This is a genomic window from Streptomyces sp. NPDC088246, from assembly GCF_044741025.1.
Taxonomy (GTDB): Bacteria; Actinomycetota; Actinomycetes; order Streptomycetales; family Streptomycetaceae; genus Streptomyces.
In genome coordinates, this window is sequence record NZ_JBIURV010000022.1 from 144,475 (window position 1) to 169,834 (window position 25,360).

28 protein-coding genes, 1 tRNA gene and 4 pseudogenes are annotated in these 25,360 nt (G+C 69.0%); 9 read left to right on the plus strand and 24 right to left on the minus strand.

The genetic code is table 11. The features are described from left to right. Window positions 1-26: 26 nt before the first annotated feature. From ACIPEK_RS28115 to ACIPEK_RS28130, 4 genes are all read right to left on the minus strand, one after another. Entirely contained in the window at window positions 27-254 is a 228-nt protein-coding gene (locus ACIPEK_RS28115) for a zinc ribbon domain-containing protein (RefSeq protein WP_402001432.1), read from the minus strand. Between the two features lie 101 nt (window positions 255-355). Beyond that, window positions 356-946, minus strand: coding sequence for a DUF4383 domain-containing protein (locus ACIPEK_RS28120; RefSeq protein WP_402001436.1), 591 nt, complete (start codon window positions 944-946; stop codon window positions 356-358). A 145-nt stretch (window positions 947-1,091) separates the two neighbouring features. Further along, a complete protein-coding gene (locus ACIPEK_RS28125; protein ID WP_402001439.1) occupies window positions 1,092-2,477 on the minus strand; it encodes a hypothetical protein in 1,386 nt (461 codons plus the stop codon). Between the two features lie 71 nt (window positions 2,478-2,548). Then, window positions 2,549-3,313, minus strand: a complete 765-nt coding sequence (locus ACIPEK_RS28130) for a DUF4097 family beta strand repeat-containing protein (protein WP_402001442.1) — start codon at window positions 3,311-3,313, stop codon at window positions 2,549-2,551. Between the two features lie 236 nt (window positions 3,314-3,549). Here ACIPEK_RS28130 and ACIPEK_RS28135 point away from each other — a divergent pair. Further along, window positions 3,550-3,624 (plus strand) — tRNA-Val (locus tag ACIPEK_RS28135). Between the two features lie 523 nt (window positions 3,625-4,147). Here the strand turns inward: ACIPEK_RS28135 and ACIPEK_RS28140 are convergent. From ACIPEK_RS28140 to ACIPEK_RS28170, 7 genes and pseudogenes are all read right to left on the minus strand, one after another. After that, window positions 4,148-4,519 carry a hypothetical protein gene (locus ACIPEK_RS28140; protein ID WP_402001445.1) on the minus strand — a complete coding sequence of 124 codons (372 nt, stop codon included), beginning with the start codon at window positions 4,517-4,519 and terminating at the stop codon, window positions 4,148-4,150. A 491-nt stretch (window positions 4,520-5,010) separates the two neighbouring features. Next, window positions 5,011-5,337: a hypothetical protein gene (locus tag ACIPEK_RS28145; protein WP_402001448.1), complete on the minus strand. Its 327-nt coding sequence runs from the start codon at window positions 5,335-5,337 to the stop codon at window positions 5,011-5,013. Window positions 5,338-6,735: 1,398 nt separating this feature from the next. Next, the gene (locus ACIPEK_RS28150) at window positions 6,736-7,089 is read right to left on the minus strand and encodes a hypothetical protein (RefSeq protein ID WP_402001451.1); all 354 of its coding nucleotides are present in this window, start codon (window positions 7,087-7,089) and stop codon (window positions 6,736-6,738) included. After that, window positions 7,086-7,826, minus strand: a complete 741-nt coding sequence (locus tag ACIPEK_RS28155; protein WP_402001454.1) for a GntR family transcriptional regulator — start codon at window positions 7,824-7,826, stop codon at window positions 7,086-7,088. Before ACIPEK_RS28155 ends, ACIPEK_RS28150 begins: the two co-directional genes overlap by 4 nt. Continuing rightward, the gene (locus ACIPEK_RS28160; protein ID WP_079179290.1) at window positions 7,826-8,050 is read right to left on the minus strand and encodes a hypothetical protein; all 225 of its coding nucleotides are present in this window, start codon (window positions 8,048-8,050) and stop codon (window positions 7,826-7,828) included. Before ACIPEK_RS28160 ends, ACIPEK_RS28155 begins: the two co-directional genes overlap by 1 nt. 199 nt (window positions 8,051-8,249) lie before the next feature. Next, complete coding sequence (locus tag ACIPEK_RS28165) at window positions 8,250-8,390, minus strand: hypothetical protein (protein ID WP_256259558.1); 141 nt, start codon at window positions 8,388-8,390, stop codon at window positions 8,250-8,252. A gap of 171 nt (window positions 8,391-8,561) precedes the next feature. Then, window positions 8,562-8,838, minus strand: a pseudogene (locus ACIPEK_RS28170) (hypothetical protein); the annotation flags it as partial. Between the two features lie 77 nt (window positions 8,839-8,915). On the opposite strand from ACIPEK_RS28170, the gene ACIPEK_RS28175 reads away from it, so the two are divergent. Further along, window positions 8,916-9,671, plus strand: coding sequence for a GntR family transcriptional regulator (locus ACIPEK_RS28175; RefSeq protein WP_402001457.1), 756 nt, complete (start codon window positions 8,916-8,918; stop codon window positions 9,669-9,671). Between the two features lie 6 nt (window positions 9,672-9,677). Here ACIPEK_RS28175 and ACIPEK_RS28180 read toward each other — a convergent pair whose 3' ends face one another. Then, complete coding sequence (locus tag ACIPEK_RS28180; protein WP_402001509.1) at window positions 9,678-10,145, minus strand: DUF4240 domain-containing protein; 468 nt, start codon at window positions 10,143-10,145, stop codon at window positions 9,678-9,680. 365 nt (window positions 10,146-10,510) lie between these two features. Beyond that, window positions 10,511-10,862: pseudogene (locus tag ACIPEK_RS28185) on the minus strand (IS200/IS605 family accessory protein TnpB-related protein); the annotation flags it as partial. Between the two features lie 243 nt (window positions 10,863-11,105). Between ACIPEK_RS28185 and ACIPEK_RS28190 the strand changes: the two are divergent. Then, window positions 11,106-11,750: pseudogene (locus ACIPEK_RS28190) on the plus strand (phosphatase PAP2 family protein); the annotation flags it as partial. A 39-nt stretch (window positions 11,751-11,789) separates the two neighbouring features. Here the strand turns inward: ACIPEK_RS28190 and ACIPEK_RS28195 are convergent. From ACIPEK_RS28195 to ACIPEK_RS28205, 3 genes are all read right to left on the minus strand, one after another. Further along, a complete protein-coding gene (locus ACIPEK_RS28195; protein ID WP_402001460.1) occupies window positions 11,790-12,476 on the minus strand; it encodes a response regulator in 687 nt (228 codons plus the stop codon). 34 nt (window positions 12,477-12,510) lie between these two features. Next, on the minus strand, window positions 12,511-13,938 hold the full coding sequence (locus tag ACIPEK_RS28200) for a sensor histidine kinase (RefSeq protein ID WP_402001463.1): 1,428 nt from the start codon (window positions 13,936-13,938) through the stop codon (window positions 12,511-12,513). Window positions 13,939-14,264: 326 nt separating this feature from the next. Next, entirely contained in the window at window positions 14,265-14,339 is a 75-nt protein-coding gene (locus tag ACIPEK_RS28205; RefSeq protein ID WP_373302405.1) for a 50S ribosomal protein bL37, read from the minus strand. 242 nt (window positions 14,340-14,581) lie between these two features. On the opposite strand from ACIPEK_RS28205, the gene ACIPEK_RS28210 reads away from it, so the two are divergent. From ACIPEK_RS28210 to ACIPEK_RS28220, 3 genes are all read left to right on the plus strand, one after another. Continuing rightward, window positions 14,582-15,016 (plus strand): hypothetical protein, encoded by a 435-nt coding sequence (locus ACIPEK_RS28210; RefSeq protein ID WP_402001466.1) that lies wholly within the window; start codon window positions 14,582-14,584, stop codon window positions 15,014-15,016. Window positions 15,017-15,112: 96 nt separating this feature from the next. Continuing rightward, window positions 15,113-16,462 (plus strand): DUF1254 domain-containing protein, encoded by a 1,350-nt coding sequence (locus tag ACIPEK_RS28215; RefSeq protein ID WP_402001469.1) that lies wholly within the window; start codon window positions 15,113-15,115, stop codon window positions 16,460-16,462. A gap of 130 nt (window positions 16,463-16,592) precedes the next feature. Continuing rightward, on the plus strand, window positions 16,593-16,817 hold the full coding sequence (locus ACIPEK_RS28220; protein WP_383069652.1) for a DUF2277 domain-containing protein: 225 nt from the start codon (window positions 16,593-16,595) through the stop codon (window positions 16,815-16,817). Here ACIPEK_RS28220 and ACIPEK_RS28225 read toward each other — a convergent pair. From ACIPEK_RS28225 to ACIPEK_RS28245, 5 genes and pseudogenes are all read right to left on the minus strand, one after another. Then, a complete protein-coding gene (locus ACIPEK_RS28225; RefSeq protein WP_402001472.1) occupies window positions 16,804-17,481 on the minus strand; it encodes a DedA family protein in 678 nt (225 codons plus the stop codon). The genes ACIPEK_RS28220 and ACIPEK_RS28225 overlap by 14 nt on opposite strands. A 247-nt stretch (window positions 17,482-17,728) precedes the next feature. Then, a complete protein-coding gene (locus tag ACIPEK_RS28230; protein WP_402001475.1) occupies window positions 17,729-18,187 on the minus strand; it encodes a DoxX family protein in 459 nt (152 codons plus the stop codon). A gap of 83 nt (window positions 18,188-18,270) precedes the next feature. Next, window positions 18,271-19,249, minus strand: a pseudogene (locus tag ACIPEK_RS28235) (alkaline phosphatase family protein); the annotation flags it as partial. After that, a complete protein-coding gene (locus ACIPEK_RS28240; RefSeq protein WP_402001515.1) occupies window positions 19,237-19,377 on the minus strand; it encodes a hypothetical protein in 141 nt (46 codons plus the stop codon). The pseudogene ACIPEK_RS28235 and the gene ACIPEK_RS28240, both read right to left, overlap by 13 nt. Before the next feature lie 176 nt (window positions 19,378-19,553). Next, window positions 19,554-20,198: an HNH endonuclease family protein gene (locus tag ACIPEK_RS28245; protein WP_402001478.1), complete on the minus strand. Its 645-nt coding sequence runs from the start codon at window positions 20,196-20,198 to the stop codon at window positions 19,554-19,556. Window positions 20,199-20,465: 267 nt separating this feature from the next. Between ACIPEK_RS28245 and ACIPEK_RS28250 the strand changes: the two genes are divergently transcribed. Next, window positions 20,466-21,200: an ABC transporter permease gene (locus ACIPEK_RS28250; RefSeq protein ID WP_402001481.1), complete on the plus strand. Its 735-nt coding sequence runs from the start codon at window positions 20,466-20,468 to the stop codon at window positions 21,198-21,200. Window positions 21,201-21,248: 48 nt separating this feature from the next. On the opposite strand, the gene ACIPEK_RS28255 is transcribed toward ACIPEK_RS28250, so the two are convergent. The 3 genes from ACIPEK_RS28255 to ACIPEK_RS28265 form a co-directional block, all read right to left on the minus strand. Beyond that, window positions 21,249-21,917 (minus strand): HAD-IA family hydrolase, encoded by a 669-nt coding sequence (locus ACIPEK_RS28255; protein ID WP_402001484.1) that lies wholly within the window; start codon window positions 21,915-21,917, stop codon window positions 21,249-21,251. 290 nt (window positions 21,918-22,207) lie between these two features. Then, window positions 22,208-22,519, minus strand: a complete 312-nt coding sequence (locus ACIPEK_RS28260) for a hypothetical protein (protein WP_402001487.1) — start codon at window positions 22,517-22,519, stop codon at window positions 22,208-22,210. 50 nt (window positions 22,520-22,569) lie between these two features. After that, window positions 22,570-23,184, minus strand: a complete 615-nt coding sequence (locus ACIPEK_RS28265) for a DUF4253 domain-containing protein (RefSeq protein WP_402001490.1) — start codon at window positions 23,182-23,184, stop codon at window positions 22,570-22,572. Between the two features lie 242 nt (window positions 23,185-23,426). Here ACIPEK_RS28265 and ACIPEK_RS28270 point away from each other — a divergent pair, with 242 nt between their 5' ends. Together ACIPEK_RS28270 and ACIPEK_RS28275 are read left to right on the plus strand one after the other, a co-directional pair. Continuing rightward, the gene (locus tag ACIPEK_RS28270) at window positions 23,427-24,173 is read left to right on the plus strand and encodes an IS5 family transposase (RefSeq protein ID WP_402001493.1); all 747 of its coding nucleotides are present in this window, start codon (window positions 23,427-23,429) and stop codon (window positions 24,171-24,173) included. A gap of 502 nt (window positions 24,174-24,675) precedes the next feature. Beyond that, window positions 24,676-25,360: reverse transcriptase domain-containing protein (locus tag ACIPEK_RS28275; RefSeq protein WP_402001496.1), on the plus strand; the 685-nt coding region annotated here is incomplete at its 3' end.

The following is a 25,360-nucleotide window of genomic DNA, read 5'->3' on the forward strand; positions in this document are numbered from 1 at the left end:
CAGGCCGCGACTCCGGTTGCCCGCTCTCAGCCGCAGCAACCCCCGCCGCAGCAGCCGCCACCGCCCGCGCCGCCGGCCGACGGTGCGGCGGGGGCGGACCTGGCCGACGAGCCGCCCACGGCCACGGTGGAGAGAAGCTTCACGGTGTCGCCGTGCCCGGCAGGGCAGGAGGCCGGGTCCGAGGACTGAGCCATCGGGCGGCTGAGTTCGAACGTGTCTCCGCAGGAGCGGCAGCGGTACTCGTAACGAGGCATGGCCCCAGGCTATCCGGCGCCGGCCCGGGGCAGACAGGCACGACGGCCGACCGGTGGTACGGAGACGCAGTACGGGTTGTGGTACGGAGACGCAGTACGGGTTATGGACGGCGGAACACCGGCATCGTCGTCGGCGTTGCCTTCCGGCCCATCCGCATCTCCCGCGCGGCCTCCTCGGGATGGCGGGCCCGCCAGTACGGGTTGTCGTGCGGAAGACCGCCGCTGACCCGCCCGTACATCCCGAACATCATCAGCATCAGGCCGACCACAAAGCTGAACAGCACATTCTGCATGTGGAAGGCGAGGAAGTTGTAGTCGGTGTCGAGCAGCGCGAGATTGATGAATCCGCTGAGGATGAAGGCGATGCCCAGAATCATGTTGAGCGTCGAGGCGAAGTTGCCGCCGATCACCATCCCGATGAACAGCAGCAGGCCGACGCAGATGGACAGGACGCTGAGGGCACCGTTCGTGTTGAGACCGGCTACGGTGGCACCGCCGGTGCTGAAGAAGCCGATCTCGTCGATCAGCCCCAGGATTCCGAAGGCGAGAAGCACCAGCCCCATCAGTCCCGCCCCGACCCGGTAGACGCGGTTCAGCCGGTGATCGACCGGAAGGTGCTTGTCGAGCTGGGTGACCCTGCGGGGGCGCCGCGGGGTCTGTCGTCCGGTGGTGTGCAGTACATGGGTGGCCATTTCGGCCTCCTTCGCGCGTACTACCAGGATCCGTCCACGGGGATGCTGCCGCACATCAGAAGGGCCGAAGGGCCCGAACCCGGCGTATCGCAACCCGGCGTATCGCAACCCGACGTATCAGGAGGGCTGTCGCCGCCCCCGCACATCACCCGCCGGCCCCGCGCTCCTCACGGATCTCGGAGACCACCCGCGCCGCCGTCTGCCGTACCGCTTCGGTCTCGGTCAGAAAGTGCCAGTAGTCGGGGTGGCGCCCCTCCAGGCCGGCGACGGCGCGCTCCAGCCGGGCCACGGCATCGTCCAGCGGACGGGCATGACGCGGATCAGGCGTGTTGCGCCCGGCCATGGCCAGGCGCTGGGCGTCCCGGATCGCGAACCGGGTCCGCTGGATCTCCTGCTGCGGGTCCTCGGCCACATCGTTCAGCCGGTGCAGCCGGTCGCCGGCCGCGGACACCGCCTCGTCCGTGGCGTTCAGCAGGGCGCGCACCGTGCTCAGCCGGGAGGTCGCATCGGCCCACCGCTGCTCGTCCCGCGCCTTGGCGGCCTCCTTCAGCTTCTCCTCGGCCTGCCGCACATTGGTCGCCGCCTGCTCCGGCACCGGCTGGAGGTCCTGCCAGCACGCCGCGGAGAACCGCCGCCGCAGCTCGCTCAGCACCGGCTCCACGGAGCCCGCTCGGGTCGTCAACGCCTGGGCGCGGGTACGCAGCGACACCAGCCGGTGGTCGATCTCGGCGGCCCGTTCGGGCAACTGGGCCGCCTCTGCCCGTACCGCCTCGGCATCGCGCAGCACCCGATCGGCACGCTGCAGGGTCTCCGGAACGCCGTGCCGGCCGGCGCCCTGATTGAGCTTGGTCAGCTCGGGAGCGAGGGCCGCCAGCCGCGCGGCGAGGTCGTCCGCCCGCAGTCCGGACGCCCGCACCGCATCGAGAGCATTGCTCGCACCGAGGAGCGCCTGCCGGGCCCGCTCCACGGCGGGCGCGAGCCGGGCGAGCTGCGTCTCCGCGTTGCCCAGCAGCGGCCCGAGCCCCTGCGCGAACCTGTCCAGCTCGCCCTTGACCCGCACCAGCTCGTCCTTGGCCGTGGTCAGCTCGGTCCTGGCACGAGCCGCGACGGCCGGCTCCAGATCGTCCCGGTCAAGGTCGTGTGCGTCGACCGCGGTGATGTACGTATGACTGGCCTCGTCGATCCGCCGCCCGAGAGCAGCGAAGTCATCCACGGCCTTGCGCGCACCGGGCGAGCTGTCCACCGCGGTGATCGTCTCGATCGAGATCCGCAGATCGCGCTGGGCTGTGTCCAGCTCGTAGAAGGCGGCGGCGGCTGCGTCCTTCGCGGCCTGCGCATCGGCGCGCTGGCTCTCCCCGCGCCCGCCGAACCAGCGCCTCGTACCGCCACCGGCGAACGCGGCCGGCAGCGCGGCGGCGAGCAGCGGCACCGGCAGCAACATCAGCGCGAGGACGTCCCCGACACCCCTGACACCCTTGACGGCGGAATTCTCACCCGCTCTCGCCTGCGGCCGCGTGTGTGTCGCCGTCACATCCCTCTCCCGTGCCGTTTCGCCCTGCCCGGTACATTCTCCCACCAGGTAAGGACGAACACACGGGCCGGTTAGTTCACGCTTCGGACCGTGACTTGGCCGTTGTCGCTCCGGGCCTTCACCGTATGGCTGCTGTCGTTGCTGCGCGGCGCGTCCACCGAGACGCGTCCGTTGCGGGCGACGGCGTCCACCGCATACCTCACGGAGCCGCCCGGCAGATCGATGGTGATCCCTCCGTTGTCGCTCTCGGTGTCCACGAGATCGGGCACGGAGGTGAACCCCAGCCGGATCATGCCGTTGTCGGACCGAGCCGATACGGACTTGGCCGAGATCCCTTCGGTGAGGATGCCACCGTTGTCGCTCCCCAGTTCGAGCGGCCCGCTGGAGTCCCGGACGGTCACCTTCCCGTTGTCGGCGTGGAGGGTAAGGGGAGTGTCGAAGCCGGACGCGACGACCTTCCCGTTGTCCCCCTTGACGACCACGGCCACCCCGCGCGGCACCTTGACCTGGTGCTGCGCGGCACAGTCGCTGATCACGGCCCTGCACTTCACCTGGAGCGTGAGCGTGTCGTCCTGCATCTTCCACTTGGGATCGGGCCCGTTTCCGAGAACCACCCATCCGTCGACATGACGGGTCACCTCGACCTTCCGTACATCGGCCGGTACGAGCTCCAGAGACGTGTGACCGGAGTAGATGGTCAGCGTCTTCCCACTGAGCGCGAAGGACTTGTGCTCGGCGGGCGTGTCGCCCGGATCCGTACTGCCGCAGCCGGTGAGGGCCAGACCGAGCAGCAGGGCCCCACCGGATGCGATGAGAGTGCGGGTACGGAGTGCCACGATGATCTTTCCCCGAGGTCGTACGACGGGCGGTCCCGACGGTGTGTGCCTCACCGTACGTACGCCGGCCCACCCGGCAGAATCCGGACGGCTACCGTATGAGGGGTGGGGATATCCCCCGGACGCAGCCGCGGCTGCCGCGGCTGCGCCTTGGCCGCTGCCGCCTCGTTCGCTGCCGTCCGGGCAACCGTTTGTGACCGCGGGCCGTAGTCCATGTACGCTGTTGCCTCATCCACGGGTGCGTAGCTCAGGGGTAGAGCGCTGCTCTTACAAAGCAGATGTCGGCGGTTCGAAACCGTCCGCGCCCACCAGTCAGAACGCCCCCGCAGCGAGCCGCTGCGGGGGCGTTGACGGTAGTACTTGACGGCAGTCGCCACTCAGTCGGCGCCGCCGCAGCAGCCGGTCCAGGCACGTAGCGCGGTAAGAGTTTCCCTACTTCATCAAGTGCCCGCGCAAGGCGCGGGCTGGCCCCTTGTGCCCGGCCCTCCGCGCCTTCGGCGCCCAGGCCAGACCCCTGGGGCCGCAGCGAACTACGGCCCCTGAGTCGAGAACCAAGCCCGCGGCTTCAAGACATGCCTCCGGCGGGGGCGCTCAGACTCCGGGATGGATAGGGCACCGTTCGCGAGTGCCGGCCGGAGCGTGGCGAGCGTCGTGGGGCTCCCATCCCGACCACCTTCGACCCAGGCAGAGCCGAGCAGTCGCGGCCCAGGGCGTCAAGGTCGTTCGTACAGTGGCGCGCTCCACCTTGACGCCCTGAACCACGCCCGCTCCACGGTGTGTGGGTCGAAGGCGGACGGGATGGGAGCTGGGGTGAGTGGTGGGTTGAGGACCGCTTCAGAACCCGGGTGGTGTCACACTCAAGTCCTCGCCGCCGTAAAGGGATTCGTAACGGATCTCGATCACCAGGCGTCGGGTGATGAGATCCCAGAACCAGCCATGCTCGTCATCGCTGAACTCGTCCAGAGACAACAAGAAGATGGTCTGCCCGGCTAACACCACGGCGCCTGGGCGTAAGGAATGTGCCTTGGGTCGCGTCGGGAACGAGCTCAGTATGCGTTGCTGCGTGTGGTAGTCCCACTGCCCAACGGCCTCTCCGTCCAACCGCACCACCGAGCTCGTCACGATGGCCGGCCCAAGACCAGCATTGACGACGTTGAGCCCCGCTTCAGTGCCTTCGTACTCCTTGACGCGGCGTATCTGGAGCACAGGCCTCACCGACTGGCGGCTATGTCGCCTACTGTCCCTGGCCTGTGTGTAGCTGACCCAAAGAGAGCCGAGTGCTATGACTGTCGCTGCAACAGCGGTGACCGTGTCTGAGTTCATATGGCTGCCCCCGTGCGACACCGTGGATGTGATCGGTTCTTCCCCACCTGACCACTGTTCCAGTCCGCAACCGGCGAGTCTGCTGGGCCAGAAGGCGCCCGTTCCCCTGTCGTGCCCGATCGGCCGGGAACTGGCGGGGAACCACGGACACTGACGGACAGGACGCACGAGAATGGCCCCCGACCGAATCGCCTGGTCAGGGGCCGTTCACATGCGGTGGGTGTGGGATTTGAACCCACGGTGACATCGCTGCCACGACGGTTTTCAAGACCGTTCAGAGGGTGACACGGTCATGGGCCTCTATCGACTGTTGGCGGCTCGGCGCAGTCACAGCGTTAGGTCAGTTACGCAGTTCGGAGATCCGGGCGCGCGAGTCACCTCTTGCGAACGAGCGTGACGATTATCAGTGCCATGGTCATGAACATCACTGACACCACGAGCGAGGCGAAAAACAGAGCCTCGATCCACCCAGCGTTCGCGCCGGTGAGCGTTCCGTCCATAGAAGCGCACGCCACCTCCGGCGGGAAGCTGTGCCTACGCAGATCGTGGCAGGCGTTGGGCAGGTCATCGTTGATCACGTATGCATTCACCCAGAGCAGAGCCCAGGTGATCAGGGAAACGCCCAGCGAGGTGAAGGAAACGCCCCACAGGAGAGTCGGGCGATCCGGTAGAGCCTGGGCGTCTGTCCTGGGTGATGTCATGGGTCGGCAGCGTACCGGCGCAGCGTCGAGAACCGTCCACGTCCAGAGGATCAGAAGTTCCCCGTGCCACAACCGCGCCAGATGGAGCGGGGACTCACGGGGAACTGCGGCTGCCTGCAGGGACCAAAGCAAGCAAACCCTGAAGTCGCCATCCCGCAGGTCAGGGCCCAAGTCGCCCCACCTCGCTCCTAAAGCGGTGGTAGGCGGCAGTCCGTCGTGCCTCAACAGTGGACAGCCCCCGGCAGTTAACTCGGCCATTAAGCTTCGCCGCCCCATCCATCCATCCATCCATCCATCCATCCATCCATCCATCCGCCTGCCTGCCTGCACGACCATGTATCTGTGGATACGAGACAACGCGATGCATTGATCCTTGAGTTGGGTTCGATCAAGCGGCGCCGCCGGGAACTGCGAGCAGCGGAGTACGAACTATCGAAGGTAGCCCGTCACACCGCTGTAAGAGCACTGCAGTCAGGCCTGACAGTTGAGGATGTCGCATCCATGTCGGGTTACAGCGTCACGGTCATCGAGAAGTGGCAAAAGTCCCTCGACGCAGTGCAAGCGCATCGCCTGGCGCAGGAGGAACGCGCCCGCCGCGTCTCCCTCAGGCTGCTGCCCTCGGCGAAGCAGCGAGCGCGGGCACGAAGAGCCAGGGCTACACGCACCACACCGGACTGGAAGTCGGAGGCCACGCCGTGGGTGAGAAAAGGGCGGCGACGTCGCATATGATCTGCCACACGGTGATCTCTGTGGTATCGCGCGCACGCCCGCGCGGGCGCGTGTCAGGCATTAAGAATCCGGAGCCTGAAGCTCCGAAATGCTTGTCTTCTGTTGGCCCGTCAGCTGCCTAGACTCTGGACGCACTGAGGGCCCCAATCCCACCGGCGCCTCCTACAGCAGACGGTTGGACGGGGCCCTCCCAACGAGTCAGCCATCGAGAAGAGGAGACCCGCATGTCACGCAAGAGTAAGCGACAGGCCCGGCATCAGTGCTCGCTCAGAAGTTCCGAAGCAGCCGGCGTCCGGCCTCCAGATTCAGCGGCGAGTATCCGGCAAGTCGCCCTTAGCTTCCTGTCCGGCATCACCAGCGCCCTAGGTGCGTTGCTGATTCGGAGCCTGGCCGATTGACCGCAAGGCCTAGAGTGAGTATCTAACTGCGTGACAACGCCGACGGACACCCGCGAACAAGCGCGGACGCCTGCGGACCATCGTGAGAGGCACACCACCCCAAGGGAGAGCCCTCGCCCAAGTTGCTTCGGGATGAAGCGGTCGAGGGGTCTCGGTCGGCAACCACGAGTGAGTTAGCCGCCGGTCCAAGCACGGTCAAGCGTTCTCACAGCTGGATGCAAGTAGAGAAGCCCCAGACTCGGTCTGGGGCTTCTCTACCGTTGGATGTGCGCTACTGCTGGCCGAAGGCCGCCGCTGGTAGCCGAGGTCCCTGGTTTCCTCCTTCAGAAGCGGCGAGATCCGGTATCGCCAGGCGGTGACCGCGGCTTGTCGCTACACGGAGCACGTCCCGTAGAGCTCCAGTCAGGTCCGTCGACAAGAGCCGCAGTTCATCCGGCTCCGCCTTCTCGTCACCCAGGACTTCCAACGCGTGCTCCAGAAGTTCGGCAGCCATACCCAGCTGTACCGCTTCGGTGTTGTCAGCCAGGCGGGACAGGTGGCCGCTGCTGTCGTCGCTGCTCAGAAAGCAGGGCTTGCCCTCGGGGCCTGACCACGGGAGGAGTCGCAGCTCGTTGTGGGCTGTCACCCTTCCGTCCCCCTCTCTTCGTTCATCGTGTGGTTGGTGAAGGCTGCGTCGGCGCGGTCGCCGGGGAGCACCAGGAGCGCCGCCTCGACCACGCGTCCAGTGGTGTCGGCCGCCACGCGTGTGATTGCGAGTACGGGCAGGGCCGAGCTGATCCGAAGGGTCGCCGTTTCCTCTGGTGTTGGGAAGCGTGCGCTGACTTTCTCCCGGACCTCGGCCAGTGGCGGGCGGAGCTCTGCCAGCCGCGCCTCCACCCCCTCGTACCAAAGCGACTTGCCGGGCACGTCGGCCGGCGCCAGGTCGCGAGGGACGTAGATTCGGGCCAGGCTGTGCGGCGACTTCCCCTCGTGGCTGAGGCAGAGGAATTCGGTCAGTGGGCTGCTTGCTGACACCCTCAGCAGAGCGGCCAGATGCCCTCGCGCCGGGAGATTGGTGGTGCGGATGCTGACGTGTAGAGGCGAGTCGGCCGCGGTCTGCGCGGCGGGCTTGAGACTACCGCCGACGTACGTGATTCTGCGGAGAGGGTGGCGGACGAAGTTCCCCCTGCCGTGAATCTTCTCGACGAGCCCTTCGCCCTGGAGAACTGCGAGGGCGCTCCGCAGTGTCGGCGTGCTGACCGCGTAGCGGGAGGCGAGCTGCGCCTCGGAAGGGAGACGTTCGCCGGCCTTGATTCGACCGGTCGAGATCTGCTTCCGAAGGTCGTCTGCGATGACGTGACGGCGGGAAGCCACGGATTGCATCACCGCCTTCTCAGCATCCGCAGGGCGACGAGCCGGGTCCGAGAGTGCATGGTCAGCAGTTCGCCCGACTCGAAAAGAAGCCGCTTTGCCTCACCGGGCAGTTGGAAGAGGTCGGCCACACGGCACGGCTGACCGCCGATCTGGATGACGTCGCCACGCTGCACGCTGGCCGAGGTGATCTCGACGTTGGCGGCCAGCGCGCCGCTGGGTGCCCATCTCCTCACTGGGTCACCTCCTTCGGTGTGATGGGAGCGACCGCCGGGTGGCAGGGGCAGTTGCATGCCTCGTAGACCACGGGGACGCCGATCGGTGCCACGGCGGGGGAGGAAAGCGCGCACTCGCGGTGCGTGCCGATCAGGCACGAGCTCGACCTGTAGGGGACGGCCTTCGCGTGCGTCACGCGTGGTTGCTGACGAGGAGGCATCAGAGAGCCTCCGCCGGTGCGAACCAGGTGTGCGCGAAGGGATCGTGAGGTACGGCCGTCGAGCGCCGTTTCGTACGTTCCTCGCTGGCCAGCACGTACGGGCGGACGAGCGCGGTCTCCTCGCCTGCGAGAACGTCCATGCGGCCTCGGTGCTGCCCCATGAACAGCGTGGGCCAGTCGGAGTGTCCGAGGTGAACGACCGTGGATCGGACAGGCGTTGAGGGGCGGCGGTGCCGGCCCTTCGGGAGGTACCGCTCACTGGTGCGTGAGACGGCACGGCGGATACGGTTGAACACGCTGATCAGCTCATATCGCTGATGGCCAGGTCCCCGGACGTCGCCCGTCGCGGGGGCCGCTTTGCGTACGGCGGCCCATAAGGTGCGGCCGTTCACGTCGCTGGTGAGAAGCCCCGAATCGATCTGCCTCTGCCACGACTTCCAAGACCTCCCGCCATGACTCGGCGGGGAAGGTGTCCGGCACCTCCGCTTCGATCGATGTGTGTTGGGCGTGCTGTTCCACGCGTGTGGTGAGTCCGGCGGCGGACAACCGGGCGGCGATGTCCTCGGTGCTTAGTTCGGAAGCGGGCACAGGTGTCTCCGTCGCCAGTTGATCACTTTACGTGAAGCTAGTTAACTAGATTAGGGCTAGTGGACTAGATTTTCCATATGCCTGAGCAGCCGCCTTATCTCCGCGTCGCGGACATCCTTCGGCAACGGATTGCGGAGCATGAGTGGACGCCGGGGGACCGGCTGCCGTCGCGCGCCCAGATCGCCCAGGAGTGCGGCGTCGGTGAGAACGTGGTCCGCCGGGCGCAGGAGCTGCTGATCTCCCAGGGTGTTCTGGAAGGCCGCGCGGGTTCCGGCACGTATGTCGCCGAACCTCGTCGGCGCGTCCGGGTGGTCCGCTCCTCGGCACGCGAGCAGCGTGACGATTCCCCGTTCCGTGCGGACACGAAGGCCGTAGGTAAGTACGGGGACTGGGAGAGTCGGACCGAGGCCAAGGTTCCGGCTCCGATTGAGATCGCGACGCGCCTCGGTATCGCTGAAGGCGACCTGTGCGTCCGGACCGCGTACGAGTTTCTGGCCGATGGCAGGCCGGTGCAACTGTCGACGAGCTGGGAGCCGTACGACCTCACCGGCGGGACCCTCGTTGTCCTTCCCGAGGGCGGACCTCATGCCGGGGCTGGCGTCGTGAACCGGATGGCCGAGATCGGCGTCACGGTCAGCCATGCCGTCGAGCAGCCCGAGCCCCGGCAGGCAACCGCAGAGGAGGCGTCACTGCTCGGGACCCAGAAGGCCGCACTCGTCACGCACATCCGGCGGACCTACTACAGCGACCAAGGGCGGCCTGTGGAGACGGCGGACATCGTCGTGCCCGTCGCCCTCTGCGAGATCGTCTACGAGATCCCCATCAAGCGGTAGTCCGGCTCAGTCCCGCAGGTGCGGCCAGCCATCCCTGTTGGAGTAGCTCTCGAAGCAGTACCGGGTCGAGCGGTCCCACTCCTCGCCGGTGGCTAGCTCGTACGCCTCTTCCGGCACGTACAGGAGCCATTCGCCGTCGTACTCGGTGGAGGTGTACGGGGCGAACTTGTCGACGTCGGAGAAGACGCTCTCCCAGACGGCTTGGCCGGCGGCGACCACAGCGCACCGGGCGTACAGGAACCCGTCGGCCGACTGCGGGAAGGGGCTGCCGTCCCGGGCCGTCATGTCGGCGACGGGGAGGGTGCCGAACTTCTCCTGGTCCAGGCGGTGGAGAGCTTCGGCATGGCGTTCCGCGAAGCCGATGATGTCGGGGACGGATCGGCGGCTCAGTTCTTCCGCGAGGCGTCGGCAGTTCGCGTGGGTCGCCTCGCCGTTCAGTGTGGCCATCAGTGCCCAGAAGTCGGCCCATGTCATTCTCACGAGCGCAGGATGTCAGGGCGGTCTGACATCCACGGCTGACATCAACGACGGTGGATGACAGCGGTCCTCCACGGTTCCTCGCGACGTCCGTGAGCTGCGACCCACCGGCAGCCAAGGGGGGCCTGCCGAACTTACAAAGCAGATGTCGGCGGTTCGAAACCGTCCGCGCCCACCAGTCAGAACGCCCCCGCAGCGAGCCGCTGCGGGGGCGTTGACGGTAGTACTTGACGGCAGTCGCCACTCAGGTCGGCGCCGCCGCAGCAGCCGGTCCAGGCACGTAGCGCGGTAAGAGTTTCTCTACTTCATCAAGGCACCCGGCTCTGGCTGCGCCCGCGCTCCTGCCTCCGGCCCGCTCGGCGCTGCCGCCGCAGCGTCCTGATCCCGGCTTTCAGCGTCTGGATGTGCGCTGGCCTGGCAACGCCGGGCCAGCGCCCACTGATCGTGCGTGGCCTTGGTGATCGCACCGGCGATCCGCGACGACGACTGGGCGGTCAGGTCCCGCTTGCGTGCCGCCCAGGTCTCCTTGCTGTGCTCCAGACCATCCGCACAACGGGCCCTGAGGTCACGGGAAGCGAGCGCGTCCTGATGCTCACCGACCACACGCAGAACCTTCTCGTCCTGGGGGGTGAGGTGCTTGAGACGGTCCCGGACCGCCACCCCGCACGGCCCGGGCGCCACGAAGGGCGCCGTCAACTCCCGCACACCACCCATCACAACACCCCTCCCCAAGACCGGAAACCTGCCCAACGAGCAGCAGACGTCACGGTCACCCATTCGATCCCAGAACTTCCGTTCCCGCTCGGTGAACCCGCCGACAGGACTCACTCCTGCTCACTACAACGCACTTCAGCTCAGCAAACCGACAGCAGCTCACAACCCCTGACGATCGTCAGGGGGAGGCCCTTGCCCTTCGGGCCGGGTCTGCCGCTCCCTGGGCTTCTAGGTTCACTTCCCATGAAGCGAGAAACCGGAAGAAACAGGACCCGGAACGGACGGCCGTTGGCCGCCTGTGTCGTTCTGGGGGCGGGCGCGGCCGTCGTCGCGGGGCTTGCCCCGGGCGGATTGGGCAGGGCCGGAGCCGTGGAGGTGACGGGCGGCGCGTCCGCGTCCGCGTACCGGTCGCTGACCGGGGCGGTGGCTGACGGCCCCTCATGGACGGGGCCGCTGCTGGAAGTGGCCACCGAGGGCACCTTGGTGGCGCTCGGGCTGCTGTTGGTGTGGGCCTGGTGGGGTGCCGTACGGCGTGGGGACACCCGACTGTCCGCCGGTACCGTGCTCACCGGCATCGGCACCGTACTGGCCTACGCGGTCAGCGAGGCCGTGAAGCAGGTGGTGGACGAGGCACGCCCCTGCCGGGTCCTGCACAGCGGCGCGGAGGCCGTCGCCGAGTGCCCGCCCCCTGGCGACTGGTCCTTCCCGAGCAACCACGCCACCCTGGCCGCAGGCCTCGCGGTGGGCCTGGCCATGCTGCGGCCGCGCCTCGCCGCCGTCACCCTGCCGCTGGCCGGCGCGGCGGCGCTGCTGCGGGTCCTGGTGGGGGTGCACTACCCGCACGACGTGCTGGCCGGTGCGGTCCTCGGGGGTACGGTGACGGCGGCCGTGCTGCTCGCCTTCCTGCCGCTCGCCCGGACCGCGGCGTCAGCGCTCGGCAGGCGGCTCGGCAGGCGCGACGATCCCGGCCTCGTGGGCGACGACCGCCGCGGCGGCACGGTTGTCCACACTCAGCCGGGCCAGGATGGAGCTCACATGGGCCTTGACCGTCCCTTCCACCACATGGAGCCGCCGGGCGATCTGTCCGTTGGACAGCCCGCTGCCGAGGAAGGCCAGTACGTCGCGTTCCCGGCCGGTCAGCGCACGGACCCGTTCCCGGGCGGCGGTGCGGCGGCCGGCCAGAGCGCCCGCGCCCGTCGCCGAGAGATGGGCGACGACCCGCGCCGCGACCTTCGGTGACAGATAGGCGGCGCCGTCGGCCACCGCACGGACCCCCGCGATGAGTTCCTCGGGCTCGCCCGACTTGATCAGGAAGCCCGCGGCGCCGCCTCCGAGCGCCTGGAGGATGTAGTCGTCCTCACCGAAGGTCGTGAGCATCACGACCCCCGTCTCCGGCACGGTGCGCCGGATCTCGGCCGCCGCCTCGATGCCGTTCATCCCGGGCATCCGGATGTCGAGCACGGCGACGGCCGGGCGATGGCGGCGGACCAGCTCCACGGCGTCGTGCCCGTCGGCGGCCTCCGCGACGACGTCGATTTCCGGATCGGTGGACAGAACGGAGCCCACACCCTTGCGGATCATCGGCTCGTCGTCGGCGATGAGCACCCGGATCACCGTCCGCTCACCGTCCCTTCCCTGCGTGGTGCACTCATGGGGTCAGGGTCTCCTTGGACATCAGCCTGCGGTTCCGGAAACAGAGCCGGTAGGTGTCCCCGGACCGGTCGTCGAAGCGGTCCGCCGTCATCGCGTAGTACTCGCACGTGGTGCCTTCTCCCGTCGGTTCCCCGGCCACCACCGGCCGCTGGGTGGTCTGGCGCTCGGGCAGCAGCCGTTTCACCGTGTCCCGATCCTGTCCCACCCGCAGCCGGGCGTAGTCGCCCGGGTCCAGCACGGACTGCCGGGCCGAGCGGATGTCCCAGCCCATGAGGGCGGCACTCAGCAGCGCCCATGCCACCAGGGGCAGCACGACCGCGGTGGCCAGAGCGCGGCGGGCACGACTGCGGGCGTGCCGGTGTTCCGGGGGCAGTGCCGGGGCCGACGCCCGGGGCGCTGCGGCCGGTCGGCGGGCGGGCGGGGTGTGCGGCATCCGCGCGGTGACCGCGTAGCCGCCCGCGTACGGACCGTGCTCGAACGTGCCGCCCGCCAGCCGCACCCGTTCGTCGAGCCCGATCAGTCCTCGCCCCGTGCCCGGTACGGCCTCCGGGCCGCCCCGCGCGGGCGAGGGTCCGTTCTGTACCCGGACCGTCGTCTCCTCGGCGGTGTGCGTCACCTCCACGTTCACCCGTGCGCGCGGCGCGTGCTTGGCCGCATTGGTCAGGGACTCCTGGACGACCCGGTGGGCGGCCCGTGCGACCGGTGGTGATACCCCGTCGGCGTCGCCGTCGATCCGCAGGGCGACCGCGAGGCCGGCGGCTGCGGCCTCCTCGACCAGCCGGGGAATGCCGGTGCCGGGCGGCCGCGGCGGCTCGTCGTCCGCCTCCTCGCGCAGGATGCCGATCACCTCGCCGAGCCGCTCCACCGACGCGGCCGCCCGGGCCCGGATCTCCCCGGCCGCGGTCCGCTGGGCCTCGTCGAGACCCGGGGCGAGCTTGAGGGCGCCCGCCGACAGGGCGATGAGACTGAGGTCGTGCCCGAGGACGTCGTGCATGTCCTGGGCGATCCGGGCCCGCTCCCGGGAACGCGCCTGTTCGGCGACGAGTTGCTGTTCGCGCTCCAGCCGGCCGGCCCGCTCCCAGCCTGCCCGGACGAGTTCCTGGTACTGGCGCCAGAAACGCCCGGCGAACCAGGGCAGCATCGCGGCCACCACCACCACAGCGACGAACCGCCCCGCCATCAGCAGCCACGAGGGCACCAGGGCCACTGCCGCGACTCCGCCCGCAACGACCGCGACGAGCGCGAGGATCGTGGGTCCGGTCCCTCCCGGCTCCCGGCCGGCGAAGAAGGCCGCCGCGGCCGCGGGCAGGGCCCACCACAAACTGACGGCGCTCAGCCCGACACAGACCGCCGCTACAACGGTCAGAAGGCTCCCCGGTTCGACGGCCCGCCGGGCCGCACCGCTGATCATTGCTCTGTACACCCGTACGACGGTACGCAGCCGAGGGGCGTCCCGGCACTGCCGAAAGTCACCCCTGCGCGTGCGGTGTCCCTGTCGCCCCTTGTCATGCCGTGCGCTGTGCCCCGGCGTCGACAGCGCGGGCCGGACCGGCTCGCCGGAGATCCTGCCGGGCCAGACCCGGCGGGAGCGGCGGTTCTGATGGGGCATGAGCTCGTGGACCGTACCGACCGTCGCCGTCGCGCCGACCGGTGTGCTCGTGCGCTCCGACGGCCGGCTCGGCTTGCAGCCACGGGCGGGACGCCCCGATCGTGGAGGCGGCGTCCCCCCGGGCTGTCCGCTCGGTCGGCTCAGGCGTTGGGACGCTTGCCGTGATTGGCGTTCTTCTTCTTGCGGCCGCGTCGCTTGTTTCCTCGCTTGGCCATGCTGCACATCTCCCTTATTCAGGACGTTTCGGGCCTTCGTCAGTCTAGGTTCGACCCGGTGCAGCCGCATCAGAGGTGCCCCGCAGCCGGGCACGCGGGTTCTTGTGTGACACACGGATGCCCGGCTTCACCGCCGCGCTTCCAGGGGCGTCACCCGTATGGGCGCGTCCGGGTGGTCGCCCGGGAAGGCGCCGCGCAGGGTCGGTTCTGTCTTGCAGTCCCGCCCCGGCCAAGGAGTTTCCATGGCACACACAGCGCCCACGCCCGGCCCGGCCCGTTCCGCCGAGCCTGGGCGCATCAACCCCTGGGCGGCCGGGGGGATCACGTTCGCCGGCGTGCTGCTTCTCGTCGACGGCGTCCTCGGAGTGATCAAGGGCATCACCGGTATCGCCTCCGACGAGGTCTACAGACGTGTCAGGAACTACACGTTCAAGTTCGATGTGAGCGCATGGGGATGGATCCACCTCGTCCTCGGCATCGTGCTCGTGTGTGTCGGCTGGGGCATCCTCAAGGGCGCCACCTGGGCCCGTGCCACGGGTGTGGTGCTTGCCGCCATCAACCTGATCGTCAACTTCATCTGGCTGCCGTACCAGCCGGTCTGGGCGATCATCTCCGTCGCCATCGACGCATTCGTCATCTGGGCCCTGTGCACGGAGGGCTCGAAGGCGGTCATCTGAGCCGTCAGGATGTACGGGCCCGACTCGGCCTTCCTGGGCGGAGGCCGGTCCACGCCGGCTCTGCCGTGAGCGGGTGCAGTGAGTGAAAGGACTGCGGTGTCGAAGGAGAACACGGAAGAGCTTGTCGCTCTTGCCGCCGAGGCGTATGTCTACGGCTGTCCGCTGGTCCATGGCCTGTCGGCAGTCGAGGACTTCATGCAAACGGGCATCGGTCCGCTGCCGCCCACCCCCTTCAACCACTTCGCGCACTCCGCTCAACTGGATTTCCCTTACACGCACTTCGTTTCCGTCGACAACGACACCGTCCACTCGGTCGCGCACCTCGACCTCTCCGGCGGTCCGGTCGTGCTCCATGTCCCCGACACGGCCGGCGCGTACTACGTGCTGCAGTTCGTGGACGCCTGGACCAACAACTTCGCGTACGTCGGCCGCCGTGCCACCGGTACGGGGGCCGGGGACTGGCTCGTCGTACCGCCGGGCTGGTCGGGCAGCGTGCCCGACGGGGTGCGCGGGGTGATCGACGCACCGACCTCCGTTGTCTCCGTCATCGGCCGCAACGCCTGCGACGGTCCGGACGACCTGGGGCGGGTGCGCGCCCTTCAGGCGCAGTTCGCCCTCACACATCTCGAACCGGGTACTCATCGCACGGGACTGCCCGCGCCCGACCCCGACGTACCGGAGCCGCTGAGGTTCTTCGAGCAGCTCAGGGTCTGGATGGCGGACTTCCCGCCGTCTGCGGCCGACCAGGCGTACCAGGACCGGTTCCAGCCGCTGGAACTGCTGGAGGAGGGGCCCTCGCCGTACGTGTCCGCCGACCCCGCCCTCGTACACGCACTGACCGAGGGCCTCGCGCGGGGCAGGGCGCTGGTGGAGGAGGCGAGCCGGTCCGCGGTGGCACGCCAGGGCTGGGAGATGGATCCGCACCTCTTCGACTACAACCTCGACTGGCACGGTGTCGGGGTCATCGACTCCCCGGAGTGGCGCATCACGGACCGCGAGGCCTCCTATCCGGCCAGAGCGCTGGCGGCACGGACCGCGCTGTGGGGGAGCCACGGGTACGAGGCGGTGTACGCCCACACCTTCCGCGACGCCGACGGTGAGCAGCTCAACGGCGCTCACTCCTATGTGCTGCGCTTCGAGCGGCAGCCGCCGGTCGAAGCGTTCTGGTCCGTGACCATGTACGGCCTGCCGGACCACCGCCTCGTCGAGAACCCGGCCGCGCGGTACTCGATCGGTGACCGTACGCCTGGTCTCGTATACGGCGAGGACGGTTCGCTCACGATCCACATCCAGAGGGAGCGTCCGGCCGACCCGGATGCGGCGGCGAACTGGCTGCCCGCGCCTGACGGGGACTTCCGGCCCGTGCTCGGGCTCTACGCGCCGGGGCCGGAGATCCTCGACGGTACGTACGAGATCCCCGTAGTCGAACGGAGCGGTGAGCGGTGAGGTGAGCGGAGCCGGGAGCGGCGAAGTGAGGCGTGGCTGATGCCATCGGCAGATGCTCGCCTCGCCCGCCCGTTGTCGCAGACGCACGCCCCCGCCCGCCGTTGTCAGTGGCTCGGGTCACACTGGACACATGTGCCGCAGTATCAAGACCCTTCGCCCGCCCGCCCTCCCCGAAGAGGCCACCGAGGAGGAGATCCGGGCCGCCGCCCTGCAGTTCGTACGCAAGGTGTCCGGCTTCCGGGCTCCGGCCGCGCGCAATCAGGAGGTGTTCGACCGGGCCGTCGACGAGATCGCCGAGGCGACCGCCAGGCTGCTGGACGGTCTGGAGATACGGGGCGCCGTCAGGACGCCGTAGTGGCTGTCGCGGTCGATGCCTGGACGGCCGCTACCGCTGCCGGGCGCCGCATGACGTACGCGGCCAGGGCGCCCGCCACGAACAGGGCGAGGACCGAAACGGCTGTGCCCACCCAGGTAGCGCCGAGCCACTGGGCGCCCAAGTAGCCGAGGCCGACGCTGTAACCGGCCCAGGCCACACCCGCCAGGGCCGACCAGGGCAGGAATTCCTTCACCTCGCGATGCGCGGCGCCCGCGCCCAGGGAGACGACCGAGCGGCCGGCCGGGGCGAAGCGGGCAATGACGACGAGGATGCCGCCGCCCCGGGCCAGGGCGGTGCCGAGGCGTTCCTGCGCGGAGGTGAGGCGGCGGGAGCGGGCGATGGCCCGGTCCAGGCGCTCGCCGCCGCGCCAGGCCAGCCGGTACGCGACGAGGTCGCCCAGCACCGAGGCGGTGGCCGCGCACAGGATCAGGGCGAGGAGGGAGGGGACCTCGGGCACCTGCTCGGCGGCGCGCGTGGTGGAGGCCGCGCCTGCGACGGTCGTCGAACCGGCGGCTGCCGTGGCAGCGGCGATCACCAGGACTCCGCTGGGCAGCACGGGCAGAAAGACGTCCAGGAGCACCGAGACGGCGACCACGGCGTAGATCCATGGGCTGCCGGTCAGCGCACCCACACTCTCAAGCACCTACTACTCCCCGATCGGAACAACGCCGCGACGTCGCAGGGGAGCGGCAGGAGCGGCAGGGCCAGCTGTACAGCGTACGCCTGAGGCTCATCCGGTGATCTACAAATATGGACGATGTTGGAAAGGTCACGTACACCCAGAAATGGGAAGATCGGGTTCCGGGTGTACGTGAGGAACGGCCCGCGAGCGGGGCGGTCCCGTGCGGATCGGGCCGTGACGGCCGTCAGCAGGGCCGCCACTTCGGCCGTCAGACCGTTACGGCCGGTACCTGCTCGCGTGCGCGGTCCTGACCGTCGCTCTTTGCGCCGCCCCGGCTGAACAGCCGGTCCAGGGCCAGCGCGCCGGGGCCGGTGAAGACCAGCAGGAGGAACGCCCAGCAGAAGACGGCCGAGGGCTCGCCGCCGTTCTGCAGCGGGAAGAGCGCCTCGGGCTGGTGAACCTTGAAGTACGCGTACGCCATGGAGCCGGAGGAGATCAGGGCGGCGGTGCGGGTGCCCAGGCCGAGCACCACCAGGCTGCCGCCGACGAGCTGGATGACCGCCGCGTACCAGCCGGGCCAGGTTCCGGCGGGTATGGAACCGCCGCCCATCGCGCCGCCGAGGACGCCGAAGAGGGAAGCGGCGCCGTGGCAGGCGAAGAGCAGGCCTACGACGATCCGGAACAGGCCGAGAGCGTAGGGCTGAGCCTGGTTCAGACGTGTGTGCATGGGGGGAGGGCTCCTTCGGTCTGGTGGGGACGTGAACCGATTGAGTGCCCAAGATTAGGGAAACCTCACCAATGCTTGCAAGTTCAACATTTGGTTGACTGGCTGAAAGTTGTCCCATGGTTGTCGGTCAGGGGGTGGTTCAGCACCGTCTCCAGCTGCGCACCTTTCTCAGTTGCCTTGGCCTGAACCAATGTCGGCGCAGCTTTCCGGCCATGCAGGGTGAGTGTCATGAGCTGATTGCCGAACCACGGCCCGCCGGTCATGCGCCAGTGGACCGGAGGTGTGCCCGTCCGCCGCCCGTGCCGCGCCGGCAGCCGGCCGAGCCGCCGCCCCGCCCGGCTCCAGCCGAAGTGGAAGCCGGCCCTGAGCGGGCCGGGGATCGAGTTGTGCACAGGGGAGCAGGTCAGCTGAAGGACGCGTGCCCCGGGGCGCCGCCGGGCACCCCGGCCGGCCACGCGGGCTCCGTGATGTACGCGTGGTGCACATCACCCGACAGCACGCATACCGACGCCGGGCGTCCGGCCCCCGGCCCGCCTGCCGGATCAGCTCGGTCAGCTCCCGGAAGGAGTCGGGGAAGGCCGCCCGATGTTCCAGGTCGGAGCGTTGGCGCAGCTTCTCCCCGAAGCGCGCCCAGCGCCCCTCGGGCCCGCCGCGCTCGCCACGGCACAGCGCGGCGTTCCACTGCTCCGCGTCGTGGACGAGCGGCGGCGGGAGCCACGGCAGCGAAGTGCCGATCAGGAGATGGTCGTACGAACCGGGGTCGGCAAGGCCCTCCTCGCGCACCCGGTGCGCCTCTTCGGTGCCGGGCGTCGACCGCCGCTGCTCGTCGAGCTCGCGGGCCGCGCGGGTGTCCATCATCAGCAGCCGTACTCGGCCGAAAACACGCCGGTGGCTCCAGCGTGTACGGGGCGGTTCGGCGTCCGTCCCGGCGGCGAAGCGGCGCAGCGTCTCGGTGCCGTCCGGGGTGGCGCGGACCGCGGCGCAGAGCGGGGCGGCGGTCGGTTCGGCGGGGGAGAGATTGCCGAGATGCCGATACACCCAGTACGACATCAGCCCGCTGAGCCCGACGCGCCGTCCACGCAACGGACTTCGGTCGTGCGCGGCCGGTCCGCCTCGACCCGGACGGTAGCGGTCGCGGCGGTCTCCCGGTCGACGTACCGCAGCAGTGGTCCCAGCCGGAGCCCGGCCATGGTGTGCCCCCCTCGCGTCGTCCCGGTGTACGGGTACGGAGCCGTGCGGCGTGCACGGCTCCGTACGGTACGGAACGACGGGGGAGGGCGGGCCGGTTCCGCTCAGCGGCCCCGCCTCCTGGGCGAGCCGGACGCGGTTGCCCGGCGCGGTCCTCGCTGTGTGGTGCAGCGGTCGTTCAGCAGCCGTTCAGGACGGACTGCAGGGCGCTCTTCTCGGCCGAGTCGACGCTCAGGTTGTAGTAGTGCTTCACATGCACCCAGGCGCGCACGTACGTGCACCGGTACGCGGTGCGCGAGGGCAGCCAACTGGCCGGGTCCTGGTCACCCTTGGACTGGTTGACATTGTCGGTGACCGCGATCAGCTGCGGGCGCGTCAGGTCGTTGGCGTACGCCTGCCGTTGGGCGGTCGTCCAGCTGCTGGCGCCCGATCGCCAGGCCTCGGCGAGCGGGACCATGTGGTCGATGTCCAGATCGGAGGCGGCGGTCCAGGTGGCGCCGTCGTACTCCGAGTACCAACTTCCGCTGACGGCTGCGCAGCTGGAGTCCTGCGTCACATTCGTGCCGTCCCGCTTGAGGACGACCTCACGGGTGTTGCACGTGCCCGACTGGGTGATCCAGTGCGGGAACTTGTCGCGGCTGTAGCCGGTCGACGAGCCCTCCGCGGCGACTGTCAGTTCGCTCAGATAGGTACGGGCGGTCGATGCGGAGACCGGGGTGGGCATGGCCGCCTGGGCGGTGGGGGCGGTGAGCAGTCCGGTGGTTGCGGCGAGGGCGGCGGATGCGGCGACGACAGCGATGCGACGCGCGTAGACACCTGACATGCGAACTCCCTTGATGTGGGGGGACCTTGGACGGGTGACCCGTGGGGCCCGGCCATCGTGGCGGCGCCAGGTTTCCGTGGGGTGGGCGCCAGGTAACAGAGTGGCGACATGGGCACGTCACAATCAAGAGTTCTGACGAACAGGGCTGAGGCATGGGGCGTACGTCCGCATCTGCGCGGGCGCACGTACTGACGCACCGGCAATTCGGTGGTGCGGCAGGCCGATTTGCGCAGGGACTCCGAGCCTGGCCGGTCGTAGGGTTACGGCGTGCTGCTACGGGTCAACATCACGCTCGGGGTCGTCCTGGCCCTGCTGCTCGCGGCGGCGGCCTCCGTCGCCGCCCTGGCCTCGCTCGGCCGGTCGCGCGAGATCCTGCTGGCCGGGCTGCGGGCCGCGGTCCAACTCGGCGCGGTTTCCCTGCTCATCGGCTGGGTGGTCCGTTCGCTGCCGCCGCTGCTCGCGTTCGTGGCGCTGATGTACGCCGTGGCGGTACGGACCGCGGGCCGCCGGATCACCCGCAATCGCACCTGGTGGTGGGCGTTTCTGCCGATCGGGGCGGGGGTCGCGCCGGTGGTCGCCCTGCTGCTGCTCACCGGACTCGTCCCGGTCCGGGGCATCGCGCTGATCCCGGTGACCGGCATCCTCATCGGGGGTGCGCTGACCGCGACCGTGCTCGGCGGGCGACGCGCGCTGGACGAGTTGACGACCCGGCGCGGGGAGGTGGAGGCGGGCATGGCGCTCGGGCTGCTCGACCGTGACGCGAGGCTGGAGATCGCCCGGCCCGCGGCGGCGGACGCGCTGCTGCCGGGGCTCGACCAGACGCGGACGGTGGGGCTCGTCACCTTGCCGGGCGCCTTTGTGGGCATGCTGCTGGGCGGCGCCTCGCCGGTCCAGGCGGGGGCCGTGCAGCTGTTCGTACTGGTGGCGCTCATGGCCGTACAGGCGGTGGCCGTCGCGACCGTGCTCGAACTGGTGGCACGGGGACGGCTGCACCGGGACTGAGGACTGCCGGAGGCCGGCTGTCGCGGACCGAGGCCCGCCGGGGGCCGGCTATCGCGTGCTGATGTGCAGCCGGATCGAACCGTCGGCCGCCGCTTCCACCTGGAGCTGAGTCAGGTCCTCGACATGCGCGTCGGGCGAAAGTGCCGCGGCCCGCGGGCCGACGCCCACGACGCGCATGCCCGCCGCCCGGCCCGCTGCGATGCCCGCCTCCGAGTCCTCGAAGACGACACAGTCCGCCGGGGCGAAGCCCAGCTCGGCCGCGCCCTTGAGGAAGCCCTCGGGGTCCGGCTTGCTCGCGCCGACGCTCTCGGCGGTGACGCGAGTGACCGGCATCCGGAGTCCGGACGCGGCCATCCGGGTCCGGGCCAGCGCCTCGTCGGCCGAGGTGACCAGGGCGTGCGGGAGCCCGGCGATCGCGTCCATGAAGGCGGGTGCGCCGGCGATCGGGACGACGCCGTCGGTGTCGGCGGTCTCCTCGGCGAGCATCACCCGGTTGTCCGCGTAGTTCTGCTCCATCGGACGGTCCGGGAGGAGCACCGCCATGGTGGCGTATCCCTGCCGCCCGTGAACCACCTTGAGCGCGGCCTCCGGGTCGAGCCCCTCCCGCAGTGCCCAGCGCCGCCAGCAGCGCTCCACGACGGCGTCGGAGTTCACGAGGGTGCCGTCCATGTCCAGGAGCAATGCCTTGAAAACACCAATGGTCTCTGACCTGGGCAAGGGGGCCATCCTCTACGTGAGACAAGTTTGTTTCACCACGATACAAAGAGGAGTGTCGCTCTGGCCAATCCACAGACGTACCGGAGTCCCGGCCGCACTCGCGGCCATCGCCGACGCGATCGACGTACCACTCGCCGACCTGGTGTGACTTTGAGCGCTACACGGCGCGTCGCCTCTGGGGAGCCGCCCGTCAGGGGGCCGTGATGATTCGTAGTTGGCGGGTGCTTTGCCTGGCTGACGGTTCCTTTGATCGGCCTGTCAGCTTCGGATCGCAGTTCAGCCGGTGTGCCTCACACCGTGCTGCGAGCGTCCACGAGTCGCCGCTGCACGTCCGACACCAGGTGCTGAAGGCGTCTCGGCCGTATCTCCTCGCTTTCCATCCACTCGTCAAGGCGCGGACGTAGGTACCGCACCATGCCGGATCCGTGGCGGCGCAGTACTGAACGGCTGATCGAAATCTCTTCCTGAGCCTCTCTCCGGAGATCATCGGTCCAGCCCTGGCTTCGGTCGTCCTCTCCCAGAGGAGCCTTGAGGGCGGCCACCGCCTCATCGAGGATCGCAAGCAAGTCCATGCGGCGGCTCGAGCCGCGCCCATTGCGCATCGGTCAACGTCACATCCGACCCAACGAGGGAGGCAGCCCGGCCGTCATGCCTAGTCCCACCAGAACGACCAGGAAGTCCGCCCCACAAGGTCCGTCGCGTACTCGGGGAACGGCGTGGGCGGGTCATCGACGATGTTGTCCGCGGTCGACAACACGTGCTCCAAAGCGAGCAGGCTCGCGTGCTCTGCTTCAACGAGAGGTCTCGCGACCGAGACGTGCAGCTCGCTGCCGAACACCGCCACGACCTGGGCACCGAAGCGGTCCTCCCAGCTCCGAAGGAGTGCACACGGCAGAGGGAGTGGTGCCTCCGCGGACCACCCGATCAACGCCGGAGCATCGCTGCTGCGATGGGCAGGGACGAGAACGAGGCGGCACTCGTCCAGCCCGAACCGGCCCGCCTCGATGAGCCCGGCCAGCAGGCTTGACGCGGCCTCCTCGGGCGTGGGGCCTTCAGAGGCAAGGGGCATCTCCGTTGCCAGGCCCGGCCACTGTTCGAAAGGCGGCCCGGGGTCGTGCGGCCACGGCTCGATTCCCTCAGGTGCCGGGGCCGGCGTCGGGTCCGTCCAGAGCGGCAGCCTCCTGCGGCGGTACTCGGCGAAGCCCGCGGCCAGCACCTCGTCCAGGCGGACGGCGTCGGTGTGGTCCAGGCTGAGCGGTCTTCCCATGGCGGTGGGCCAGCACAGGAGTGGAACCAGGCCATGTGCTCGTTGCTCGCTCAGCAGGCGGGGCCACAGCCTTTCGACGTCTTGAGGGAATTCGTCTGAGAGCCTGTCGGGTGGCTGATCATGCGTGGTGCGTGACGGTCGTGATCTGCCTTCCGGGCATGACGACGGCCCCGGAATGATCACGTGGTGTGTGCCAGTGCGACAACTCCGAGGCCGTCAGCGGCCCATGCTATCCGTCCAGCTTGACCGATGAGATGTGGGAGATCATCCAGCCGCTCCTTCCCGCACGTGACCTGCGCAAAGGTGGCGGGATGCGCAAGTACGGGGACCGGTTGGTGCTCGACTCGGTGTTCTACGTGCTGCGGTCGGGCTGCCGGTGGCGGATGCTTCCGCGCGATCTGATGCCCTGGGACGCGGCACACCGCTGGTTCACCAAGTGGCGCCGGGACGGCACCTGGGACCGCGTCCACGACGAGCTCCGCCGCCAGGTCCGGGTCGGGGCCGGACGCGATCCCGAGCCGTCGGCCGCCGTGATCGACGCCCAGTCGATCAAGACCAGCGAGGGCGGCGAGGCGCGTGGGTTCGATGCGGGCAAGCGAACGACAGGGCGGAAGAGACACGTGATCGTGGACACGATGGGCCTGCTGCTGCTGTTCGTCGCGGTCACCTCCGCTTCCGTGCAGGACCGGGCCGGAGGCCGCATCGTCCTGGCCCGGCTCGCCGCCGGCTTCCGCACGGTCAGTCTGGTGTGGGCCGACGGCGGATACGCCAACTCCGTTGATTCCACGCTGCTTTCGTGGGCTCGCGACGCGTTGAACATCGTTGTCGAGATCGTGAAGCGGACCGACGACGTCAAGGGCTTCAAGGTCCTGCCCCGCCGCTGGGTGGTGGAGCGAGTGCGCCGTGAGGCGCTTGTTGATCGAGTGGAGGTGAAAGACCTGCACCAATCCGCTGTCGCAGCAGCGAGATTGAAGCTGAGGGCAGCCTGATCCGGGAGGTGCCGGGGAGGGCGGGAAGCAGCCCTGACAAAGCCGGGGCGGGGCCAGTACTGCCAGATGGCCGTGTGCCCGGCGAGCACGACGGAGAGGTGTACGCGAGAAACCGGTGTGAGAAGCCTCGTAACGAATCCCACCAGCTCGAATCTGGCGGATCTGGGCTGGGAGCGGTGCGCGCTCGCCTTTCTGTTCGGGCGGGCGACTTGTGCGGTGGTCTCGTTCGCTGCCGCGCAAGGCCACGGTGAAGGTCTGCGGCGTAACCGTGGCGATGCCGCCGGGGCATAGCCGGGCGCCTACTCCGACAAGCGATCACAAGTGAACACGGGAACCGTCCCGGTCCTGCCACGGGCCGCGCATCCGGCGCGGAGATCCGGGCTGGGTCCACCGTCGTCCGAACGGGCCGGGGCGGGGCGGAGCCGCCGTAGTAGTCCGAGCGCGGGAAAGCCGCGTACATGGCGAAGGGCGGCAGCGGGTTACGAGTAGAAAGGGGACTGCAATGCCCGAAGACGCCGGGGTGGAGACTTCGGCCGGGCAGTGCGATGCGCCTTTGGTGCGTCCGCTGCGGGTACGGGAGATGCAGACCAAGCTGCACCGCTGGGCGGTGGCCGATCCCGGCTACCGCTTCGATGATCTGTACCACCTGGTATGCGACCGCAGGTTCCTCGCGATGGCGTGGGACCGGGTCGCCGGAAATACCGGCGCCCGCACCGCCGGCGTGGATCGGGCCACAGCCCGCTCCATCGCCGAGCAGGTGGGCGTGGATGTGTTCTTGGACCAGTTGCGCGAGCAGCTGCGGCAACGGACGTTTCGACCACTGCCGGTACGCGAACGGATGATCCCTAAACACGGTGGGAAGCTGAGGAGTCTCGGCATTCCGATCGTGGCCGACCGCGTGGTCCAGGCTGCACTGAAACTGGTGCTGGAACCCATCTTCGAGGCCGCCTTCATGCCGGTCTCCTACGGATTCCGGCCCAACCGGAGGGCGCACGACGCAATCGCTGAGATCCACTTCTGGGGCACCCAAGGCTATCGCCAGGTCCTGGACGCGGACATCGAGGCGTGCTTCGACTCGATCGACCACACGATCCTGATGGACCGGGTGCGTGACCGGGTCAAGGACAAGCGCGTGCTCGCCCTGGTCAAGGCGTTCCTGAAGGCCGGAATCCTGCGGGAGACCGGGA

Excerpts from the sequence above, each read along its gene's own strand:
- ACIPEK_RS28260 (WP_402001487.1), bottom strand. The coding sequence starts at position 22,519 with ATGCGCAATGGGCGCGGCTCGAGCCGCCGCATGGACTTGCTTGCGATC.
- ACIPEK_RS28180 (WP_402001509.1), bottom strand. The coding sequence starts at position 10,145 with ATGACATGGGCCGACTTCTGGGCACTGATGGCCACACTGAACGGCGAG.
- ACIPEK_RS28175 (WP_402001457.1), top strand. The coding sequence starts at position 8,916 with ATGCCTGAGCAGCCGCCTTATCTCCGCGTCGCGGACATCCTTCGGCAA.
- ACIPEK_RS28265 (WP_402001490.1), bottom strand. The coding sequence starts at position 23,184 with ATGGGAAGACCGCTCAGCCTGGACCACACCGACGCCGTCCGCCTGGAC.
- ACIPEK_RS28120 (WP_402001436.1), bottom strand. The coding sequence starts at position 946 with ATGGCCACCCATGTACTGCACACCACCGGACGACAGACCCCGCGGCGC.
- ACIPEK_RS28230 (WP_402001475.1), bottom strand. The coding sequence starts at position 18,187 with ATGCACACACGTCTGAACCAGGCTCAGCCCTACGCTCTCGGCCTGTTC.
- ACIPEK_RS28165 (WP_256259558.1), bottom strand. The coding sequence starts at position 8,390 with ATGGACGTTCTCGCAGGCGAGGAGACCGCGCTCGTCCGCCCGTACGTG.
- ACIPEK_RS28145 (WP_402001448.1), bottom strand. The coding sequence starts at position 5,337 with ATGACATCACCCAGGACAGACGCCCAGGCTCTACCGGATCGCCCGACT.
- ACIPEK_RS28240 (WP_402001515.1), bottom strand. The coding sequence starts at position 19,377 with ATGGCCGGGCTCCGGCTGGGACCACTGCTGCGGTACGTCGACCGGGAG.
- ACIPEK_RS28210 (WP_402001466.1), top strand. The coding sequence starts at position 14,582 with ATGGCACACACAGCGCCCACGCCCGGCCCGGCCCGTTCCGCCGAGCCT.
- ACIPEK_RS28115 (WP_402001432.1), bottom strand. The coding sequence starts at position 254 with ATGCCTCGTTACGAGTACCGCTGCCGCTCCTGCGGAGACACGTTCGAA.
- ACIPEK_RS28155 (WP_402001454.1), bottom strand. The coding sequence starts at position 7,826 with ATGCAATCCGTGGCTTCCCGCCGTCACGTCATCGCAGACGACCTTCGG.
- ACIPEK_RS28245 (WP_402001478.1), bottom strand. The coding sequence starts at position 20,198 with ATGTCAGGTGTCTACGCGCGTCGCATCGCTGTCGTCGCCGCATCCGCC.
- ACIPEK_RS28220 (WP_383069652.1), top strand. The coding sequence starts at position 16,593 with ATGTGCCGCAGTATCAAGACCCTTCGCCCGCCCGCCCTCCCCGAAGAG.